Genomic DNA, 9,765 nt, shown 5'->3' with positions numbered 1-9,765 from the left:
TGATCGAGCGGTACCGCTGCTCACTTTTTTTCAGTTCACGCTCGGTATTTTTCAGGTACGTGATGTCACGGATTGATTCAATCGCTCCGGTAATCTCACCCTCCTGATTGTATAACCAGTTGACCTTAATGGTCACAAAAATCGGGTCACCATTCAGCTTGCGGGTTTGCGACTCGGCAGCGATAGATGATCCATCCCGGTAAAAATAGGAATAATAGTCTCGAATGATCTCATCGGGTTTGTCGATAAGGTCTATGAGAAGCGGGCGGTCTTCTGAAAAAAAAGCAGCTCTATATACGTCATGTTTCTTCCCGAGAAGGCTGGCTGCTGAAAACCCGGTCATCTCTTCAAGAGCCCGGTTCCAGGCGATCACTTCACCTTCCCGGTTTATGGCAAACGTACCATCGGGAAGGAAGTTGATGATATCTGATACCCGCTTTTCGGACTCACGGACCAGCACTTCTGCCTGTTTTCTTCGCACTGCCTGCCTGATTTTATGGGATAGTTCTGCAAATTGCGACTTTGGTTCACCTCCTTTCTGGAGATAGAAATCAGCACCGTTGTTGATGGCTTCTATCACCACCTCTTCCCGTCCCCGGCCCGTGAAGAGAATAAAAGGAATGTCGCCAAACTGCTCCCTGACTGTTTTTAGAAATTCTATACCATCCATCCCAGGCATCTGGTAATCAGAAACAATGGCGTCGTATGACTGAATACGACAGGAAGAGAGAGCGGTATTCGCAGAAGGAACCGTGTCAACCCTGAACTGACCGGAGCGTTCCAGGAAAATTTTCCCGATCATAAGGAGGTCTGCTTCATCGTCCACATAGAGGACTGAGATCAACGATGATTCACTTTCTCCTGCAGACATACATATCCTTATGGTATTCCCGATGACCTTATCCTCAGATACAGAGCACCGAAATTTCTCCCCTAAAAAGGTAGATCCAGATTTTTGCGAATGGTTCACGTACCTTAAATGAGCGAGGGGATCGCATCCTACGATCTGATACATAGAGGGTAGGACAGATAAATTCTTCTACACAGATATGAATCGGGATACGGGGTATTAAGACAGGTATCCACTCAACCTGATGAAGAGTCAGAATCATAGATGGAAAAGATATACATACTGACATGGATACATTGGGTTATCACTCTCCCATAATCCCGTTACGAGAGCAATGAATATCGGGTTTACCATCATCCGATACGGATCAGATTAGACAGGTGGACAGCCGATACCGGTTCAGGATTGATATCCCGTGAGAGGGATTTGCCATTAAAAAACCATGATATCAATTGTTTACGCTGATGATAACGCAGAGCGGCTCCTTTTGTGTAAACAAATCCTACCGCAGCAGGGTGAGTTTTCCGTTCATACCTGTTCAACGATACCTGAAGGGCTTACCTATCTGAACCAGTATCCAATTGATGCGATAGTATCAGTAAGCCGGAAACCAGGTATAGATGGGATCTCCTTTTTACTGGCAGTCAGAGAGCAGTCAGGCAATATCCCGTTCATCCTCCTGACAGACCCGGGAAATAAGGAAGAGATCCTTGAAGGAGATCGGAATGGTGCCGAAATTGTTCCCTGGAACGAGGGAGATGCAGCGTCCAGGTTTCCTGAGCTTGCCCGTACCATCAGACAGGTAGTACAGAGAAAGCAGACAGAAATTACTGTCAATGGTCTTAAATCTGAACTGGAATTGCTGACTCACCGGGCAGAAATGCTCGGCATCCTGAATGAGATCATATCAGAGGTAAATAATGCAAAAGGTCTTTCTGACCTTCTGGAAAAGGTTCTTGAAAAATCAATCCGGCTCCTCAACTTTGATGCCGGAGGGATCTATTTCGTTGACCCTGATTCCCGGACCGCCCATATTGTCCATTCACAAAACCTCCCTCCCGGTTTTATTGCTGAAGTCGATCATGTTTCAATCGACCAAGAGCCTTATAACACGATGTTTATCAGGAACCAACCTCTTTTTATCGAAAATTATGCCCAGGTGAGTCAGGAACGTTCACAGAAATACGGATTATTCTCAATAGCCACCCTTCCCCTGATTTCTAAAGGAAAGGCTATCGGAGTATTAAATATTGCCAGTATGAGACGCTATCTCATCGATAATAATGAAAGAGAGACTCTCACCTCAATAAGCAGGGAACTGGGCAGTGCGATCGAGCGTATCCGAATCGAAGAAGAAAAACAGGAGACAGCACAGAATTTCAGAACCCTGTTTCACTCCATCGATGATATGGTCTTTATCCTTGACCAGGAAGGCCGTATCGTTTCCATCAATAATGCGGTGGAGCAAAAACTTCAGTATTCAACCGGCGAACTCGTCGGTGAGACTATGTTCCGGTTTCTCGAACCTGAAAAGTACAAAGATGCACGTATGCTCCTGCAAAGACTGTTTGATGGAACAGAAAACATCAGCACGATACCGGTCCTTTCAAAGGATGGAACCCTCATCGAGGCAGATACGAAAGTTACGAGGGGAAGATGGAACAATCAGGATGTTCTCATCGGAGTGAGCAGGGATGTCACTGAACGCAGGCGATTTGAAGAGGTTTTACAAAAGAGCGAACGCCGTCTGAATGAAGCACAGCATGTCGCAAAGATCGGGAGCTGGGAACTAGACATTCAAACAAACCATCTTACATGGTCTGATGTTATCTTTGAGATCTTTGAGATCGATCCGTTACAATTCGGAGCATCATACGAGGCTTTTTTAGAAGCTATCCATCCGGATGACCGTAAAGCAGTAGATAAGGCATATTCTGATTCATTACAAAAGAAAACTCCCTACCAGATAGAACACCGTCTGCTGATGCCTGACGGCAGGATAAAATACGTCCTGGAACGGTGTGAAACCAAGTATGACTCTTCAGGAAAGCCCCTCTCATCCCTGGGGACCGTCCAGGATATTACCGAGCAAAAAATAGCCGAAACTGCCCTTAAGGAAAAGGATCTACGGTACCGGGAGATATTTGAAGGAAGTTTTGACGGGTTTGTCATGGTTGATATGGCAGGACATGTCATCGATGCAAACCAGGCATATTGTGATCTTGTCGGGTATACTCTTGAAGAACTGAAGAATCTTGAAAGTTTCTATGATATCACCGTGGAGAAATGGAGACGGTGGGAACAGGAAGAGATCTGGAAGAACCGTCTGTTTGTTCGCGGGTACTCAGGAGTATTTGAGAAGGAATATATCAGAAAAAACGGAGAAATCTTCCCTGTTGAACTCCAGGCCTATGGCTCGTATAAAGTTGAGGGAACCCTGCAGTACTTCTGGGCAGTTGTCAGGGACATCACCAAACGAAAGAGGGCAGAGGAAGAACGTGAACGTCTTATCACGACAATTGGAGAGAGCAATGAAGAACTCAGAGCAACCTATGACCAGTTAGTGCAGACCGAGCAGGAACTCAAAACCCAGAATGCAGCCCTGACAGAATCCAAGGATACGCTCAGGGAGACGAACGAATACCTTGAAAACCTTATCACCTTCGCAAATGTCCCGATCATCATCTGGGATTCGTCATTCCATATCAAAAGAATGAACCGGTCTTTTGAACTTCTTATTGGCAGATCTGCAGAAGAGATGGTGGGAAAGTCGATCAGGGTTCTGTTTCCAGCGGATCAGGCTGACCGGACCATGAGACTCCTGCAGACCACCCTGGACGGTGTACGGTGGGAGACAACAGAAATCGACGTTGTCCGCAGTGATGGAGATATCAGGACACTGCTCTGGAATTCGGCTACGCTGTACACACCTGATGGTCAGTCTCCCCTGGCCACTATCGCCCAGGGGTATGATATTACCGAAAGGAACAGGCTTGAGCATGAAAAAGACACAGCATTAGAGCAGATTCAAAAAAATCTGGCTATTTTGTCGGTTCTCAATGATGAGATCCGCAATCCGCTGGCAATTATTATGGCTATTGCCTCAATGCTTGAGGATTCAGAAACGAGCGAGATTATCATCAACGAAATACACCAGATTGATCAGTTGGTCACTCAACTGGATAAGCGGTGGATACAATCTGAAAAAGTCCTGAACATGATCAGGAAGCATTATGATATCACCGTTTCACTCAGGAAAGATACCGGGTCCGGGAAACCTGATGGGATAGAGCAGATAGATCTGCTTCCTGCTCAAACATCCGGTTCTTCTGATAAAAAGAAAGAGATACTCATTGAAGAGGTACAGGCACAGCTCTATGCCATTCTCGACAGCATGGATTCCCTGATATATGTTGCAGATATGGACACGTACGAAATGCTATATGCAAATAAGCGATTGAAAGCGATTTGTGGGGTTTATACCGGACAAAAGTGCTACCATTACCTGCAAAAAGACCAGAATAGTCCCTGTCCATACTGCACCAATCACCGTCTGGTGGATGAAAAAGGTCCAACCGGATTGTACCAATGGGAATTTCAGAACAGCATAACCGGGAGATGGTATGACTGTCGCGACCGGGCCATCCGGTGGAGTGACGGACGAATCGTAAGAATGGAGATTGCAACCGATATCACCGGGCGCAAAAAGGCTGAAGAAGCACTTTTAAGTTCAGAACAACGGATACGGACGTTACTTGAGAGCATTCCCTTCGGAATTCTCCTGGCAGATGCAAAAACCAGGCAATTTTCGTTTGCAAATAAGGCTATCCATCAGATGCTGGGATATAGCGGACAAGAACTTGTCGGGCTGAAAACTGAAGATATCCATCCCCCTGATGATTATCCCCGTATCAGGGAGATATTTGATCAGATGGCAACAGGAGATCTTGAATCATGCCAGGATATCCCCACCTTAAGAAAAGATAAGAGTATTTTCCCGACCAAAATTTACAGTTCAACCCTGGAACTGGATGGGCAGGCGTATATCCTTGGAATCTTTCAGGATATTACCGAACAGAAAAAGACAGAAGAGAAGATCCTGGATTTACAACGCCGTGAATCTGATATCATCAACTTTTTACCTGATGCTACCTTTGCTATCGATACAGAAGGGAAGGTGATAGCATGGAACCGGAGTATGGAGGAGATGACCGGGATTTTGGCACAAGAGATGTTGGGAAAAGGCAACTATGAATACGCTATTCCGTTCTACGGAGAGCGGAGACCAATTCTTATTGATATGTCTCTCCTCCCTGATGAGGAGATACAGAAAAAATACTCATCCCTTCACTATGAGGGGAGGATGCTGGTTGCTGAAACAACCAATGCACGACCAAAAGGGAAGAAAGCAGAGCTCTGGGGGATGGCAACACCCCTCACCGATATAGAGGGAAACGTAATAGGGGCTATCGAATCAATCAGGGATATCACTGAACTCAAAGAGACCGAGAAAGCCCTGCGGTTATCCCAGAAAAAATATTCAAAACTATTCCTTTTAGATCCTGATGCCATCGTCATTTCAGACCTCCAAAGCGGGAAAATTATTGAGGTAAACGAACAATTATCCAGAAATATGGGATATACTACTGATGAACTCATCGGAAAGAGTACGCTTGAAGTCGGCATATGGAGTACACCAGAGACAAGAGACATTTTTATTGACCAGATACAAAAAAAGGGCACGGTAAAATCCTTTGAAACGGTTGTGTACTCAAAATCCGGAAGAGCCATGTTTGTATCGATTTCTGCTGAATTGTTAACCATGGAGGGGAAATCGTTACTTATCAGCAGTATTCGGGATATAACAGAGCGGAAACAACATGAGATCGCCCTGAAGGAGAGTGAGGAGAAGTACCGGAGTGTTGTTGAACAGGCCAGGGACGGAATTATTATTGTTCAGGACTTACGTCTGGTGTTTTTAAATGATGCTTTTGCACGAATGACCGGGTACACGATTGAGGAACTCATCGGAAAGGATTATCTGACCCTGTTCCCTCGTGAAAATCATAACAAAATCGTAAAGGTCATACGCAAAAGACTGGCAGGGGAACCATTGCCCAGAGCGTTTGAGACCGATATGCTTCGATTTGACCACTCCACTATTGTCGTTGAATCGATTGGAGTATTGATCTCGTATCATGGTGCCCCTGCAGATCTCATCATTATTCGTGACATCAGTGAACGAAAACGGCTTGAATATTCTCTGCTGGAAGCATTACAAAAACTCAAGATCCTGACCGGTATCACAAGGCATGACATTATCAACGATTTGAATGTCATCACCGTGTCACTGGATCTGATACTCGGCACGGATATGACACCATTCCAACAGGAATATATTACTAATGCTCTTCAGGCAGGCCAGACTCTGAAAAATACCATCGAATTTACCAGGGAGTATGAGGATTTCGGATCACTTTCCAGCATGTGGGTAAACCTTGTCTCAATCGTGGATGCAGCCAGATCTGATCTGTTTTTGGGAGAGATCACCGTTGAAATCTCCATCTCTGCTGATATTGAAATTTTTGCAGATCCCATTATCCAGAAGGTCTTTTCCACCCTGTTTGAAAATTCAATCAGGCATGGCACCACTATCTCTACTATCCGGGTTAGTGCACAAAAACAGGATAAAAACCTGGTCATCATCTATTCAGATAACGGGATCGGTATTGAGGAAAAAGAGAAGGAGAGTATCTTTAAGCACGGATATGGGAAAAATACCGGAATCGGTCTATATCTGGCGAGAGAACTTCTTTCAATCACCGGGCTATCGATTTGTGAGACCGGAATCCCGGGTGAAGGAGCACGGTTTGAAATTATGGTGCCTCATGGGACTTTCAGGTTTCAAACGTAATATCAGTCAGAAAATTCAAGCTCTTTTTGGTTCAGGTAGGCAGGTTCGGTCTGAATCCCCTGAATTCTGAAGTGTTTCAGATCAGAAAAGCCTTGTATGATATTGACGAATGATATTCGAACTGGTATTGATACTATGATCACAAAGAACGTTTTGATATCCCTTATGGTCGCTCTTTTCCTGGTTAGTCTGGTAGGTAACTCATATGCAGAGGAAGAGACCGTGAATGTGACAAACATCTCTCAATCTGGAAATGTATCCGTAAATGAGACCAACCAGTCAGATCTGAATCTCACCAGCAACACTCCTTCCCACGTGGCAGACAGCCCCCTCCCCAATGGTACCGCAACGGTTGCATCAGAGGGTGGAATAAAGAATTTCATGAAGAATTTTAAGTATCAGTCAGGTGTTTAAGACTACTCACCATGGTATCTCCCCGGAATCGCTGATCAGGGGTGACGGGGGGGAATGCCTGACAGATCCCGATACCTGAGTATCTGATAATCGATACCCACGAGACGGGTAGACCAGGGTCAGACCGGATTGAAACCTGGTGTGTCAGAGTTATCCTGGCCTCTTCAGGGTGGTGATTGGAAAAGGAATATCCTGTACTCTGCCAGGATTTTAGGGATCTACTCTAAACATCACATACTCGGAGAATATCGGAGTGACGGCACTCACCAGAGTATACTGTACCGCTGTGTTTGCGGTTGCTGCAGTCATTGCGATTTTGAGTATCCCTGACCTGGTTAATCATGATATCCTCAATTATTTCTTCTCACCAGCCCACCAGGGGTCTCTCGGGGCTAATGGAATCATATATCGGCAAAATGCACATGAAATTGATTTAATCTCATGGATATCAATATTAATTGAATAACGAGAGGTGATCCCTGATGTATCTTCATAACAATTTCATCAAAAATAAATAACTCCAGAACATACTCTCTCATCCCTGAAGTTGTAATTCCATAAAAAGGGTATTTCAAAAAGAGTGGATTTAATATGAATCGATTATTAGGACTAATTCTTGTCGGGATATTGTTGGTTTCTGCGGTATCTGCCGAGAAACAGATTGTTATCGGAGCGATTATTGATGAGAGCGGTGACACTGCGTCATACGCTCCAGGAATAGAAGCAGCGATAAACCTTGCTGCATCAGACCTGAACGACTATTACAAAAAAGGTAACTATTCAGGCATGCTGAGAACTTATGGGCAAGACAGGATGATAGTGCCTGTATGTTCTCAGCATGCCTGAATAGTTACCCTTTTTACATAAACAATCAGAAAACTACCGAAAGATCTTAGTATGATGAGAGAAAACGTTCCTATATCGGAATGGAAATACCTGAAGAGATCAAATCTAAATTTCCTGATTGCCCCCCTGAAATCGTCGCATATATTTACTATCTGCACGAAAAAATCGATAAATTAGAAGCTAGAGTAACTGAACTCGAATCCCGGTTAAATCTCAACAGCAGTAATAGCGGCAAGCCCCCCTCCTCGGACGGTTACACCCATAAGAACCGTACAACCTCACTTCGTAAGAAAACCCAGAAAAAACCAGGAGGTCAACCCGGGCATACAGGAAAAACCCTGGAACAGAGTTCTAATCCTGATCACCTCGAAACTCACTCTCCTGAAGTTTGTTCCTGTTGTGGAAGAAGTCTTCAGAATGGAGCAATAATTGGAATTGAAAAAAGACAAGTTTTCGACCTTCCTCCTCCCCCATCAATTGAGATCATCGAACACCAATCCATCACAAAGATTTGTACCCATTGTGGAGGAAAAACATCAGGAACCTTTCCCCAGGGGGTTACACAACCCGTTCAATATGGATCAAGAATCAAGGCCTATTTGAGTTATCTCGTTCATTATCAGTTTATCCCATACGAACGGGCAACCGAGGCCTGTTATGATCTCTTTGGTATCTCCATCAGTCCTGGAACCATTGTCAATATTACTCGCACATTGTCAGAGAAACTCATATTGTTTCATGAATCGGTTAAGAATGCTCTTAAATGTGAATCCGTAATCCACAACGATGAAACAGGAATCAGAGTTGAAGGAAAACTCAATTGGCTTCATGTCACCAGTTCATCTCGACTAACCTCTTACTCAGTTCAGACGAAAAGAGGAACTGAAGGGATCAATAACATCGGAGTTCTTCCAATCTACACGGGAATAAGTGTTCACGATTTTTGGAAACCATATCTTTCATACTCCTGTACGCACAGTTTCTGTTGTGCCCATATTCTTCGAGAACTTAAACGGGTAGAAGAAGAAACAGAACAGAAATGGCCTAATATTTTAAGTGAATTACTGATACAGGCAAAGGGTCTTAAGGAAATATTTCATACGGACGATATTCCCATACCCCGGATTATGATGAACAGCATCAAAAGTTCATATGATGAACTAATTCAAGCAGGACTCGATGAGAATCCGCCCCCCGTTCATATCGCCGGAAAGAGAGGAAGGAAGAAAAAGAGCTTTGCCAGAAACCTGCTCGAAAGGTTGGACATACATAAAGACGGTGTCCTGCGATTTATTGAACACATTCGTGTTCCATTTGATAATAATCTCGCGGAGCGGGATATCCGGATGATGAAAGTTAAAATGAAGATTTCCGGAGGGTTCAGGGACAGAGCAAACGCTGAAGCAGTAGTTTTGATCAGAAGTTACATCTCAACAATAAGGAAGAATGGTGAAAGGGTTATTGAGGCGATTAATGATGCGTTTAACAATAATCCATGGATGCCAGAGACTCATACAGGTCTTAATGATGCCTGAATAGTTACTAAAAAGGCAATATTTGGAGGGTTTAGAGTGGGAATCGATTGGGGGCGCTGAGAAAGGCTGAATAGTTACCAAAAATCGTAACTATTCAGCCCCTCTCAGCGCTCCCAACTGATTTATCGTAATTTCTTCTAAAAAATCGCTTATTTGCCTGAACAACCAGAGAAATACCGAAAGATCTTAGTATAATGAGAGTAAAC

The 9,765-nt window shown here is 44.2% G+C and carries 5 protein-coding genes; 4 read left to right on the top strand and 1 reads right to left on the bottom strand.

The features are described from left to right. A partial coding sequence (locus tag LUQ50_RS13285) for a response regulator (RefSeq protein ID WP_300040443.1) occupies window positions 1-871 on the bottom strand: 871 nt, incomplete at its 3' end. 421 nt (window positions 872-1,292) lie between these two features. On the opposite strand from LUQ50_RS13285, the gene LUQ50_RS13280 reads away from it, so the two are divergent. From LUQ50_RS13280 to LUQ50_RS13265, 4 genes are all read left to right on the top strand, one after another. Continuing rightward, window positions 1,293-6,764, top strand: coding sequence for a PAS domain S-box protein (locus tag LUQ50_RS13280; protein WP_300040441.1), 5,472 nt, complete (start codon window positions 1,293-1,295; stop codon window positions 6,762-6,764). 135 nt (window positions 6,765-6,899) lie between these two features. Continuing rightward, complete coding sequence (locus LUQ50_RS13275) at window positions 6,900-7,178, top strand: hypothetical protein (protein ID WP_300040438.1); 279 nt, start codon at window positions 6,900-6,902, stop codon at window positions 7,176-7,178. A 591-nt stretch (window positions 7,179-7,769) separates the two neighbouring features. Beyond that, window positions 7,770-8,024 (top strand): hypothetical protein, encoded by a 255-nt coding sequence (locus LUQ50_RS13270; RefSeq protein ID WP_300040436.1) that lies wholly within the window; start codon window positions 7,770-7,772, stop codon window positions 8,022-8,024. A gap of 80 nt (window positions 8,025-8,104) precedes the next feature. Then, window positions 8,105-9,559, top strand: a complete 1,455-nt coding sequence (locus tag LUQ50_RS13265) for an IS66 family transposase (protein WP_300040434.1) — start codon at window positions 8,105-8,107, stop codon at window positions 9,557-9,559. Window positions 9,560-9,765 lie beyond the last annotated feature (206 nt).

It is taken from the genome of Methanospirillum sp. (assembly GCF_028679455.1).
Lineage (GTDB): Archaea > Halobacteriota > Methanomicrobia > Methanomicrobiales > Methanospirillaceae > Methanospirillum.
Note: the sequence above shows the minus strand (reverse complement) of the source record. Positions and strands in the feature narration are given on the sequence as shown.

Excerpts from the sequence above, each read along its gene's own strand:
- LUQ50_RS13270 (WP_300040436.1), top strand. The coding sequence starts at position 7,770 with ATGAATCGATTATTAGGACTAATTCTTGTCGGGATATTGTTGGTTTCT.
- LUQ50_RS13275 (WP_300040438.1), top strand. The coding sequence starts at position 6,900 with ATGATCACAAAGAACGTTTTGATATCCCTTATGGTCGCTCTTTTCCTG.
- LUQ50_RS13280 (WP_300040441.1), top strand. The coding sequence starts at position 1,293 with ATGATATCAATTGTTTACGCTGATGATAACGCAGAGCGGCTCCTTTTG.
- LUQ50_RS13265 (WP_300040434.1), top strand. The coding sequence starts at position 8,105 with ATGGAAATACCTGAAGAGATCAAATCTAAATTTCCTGATTGCCCCCCT.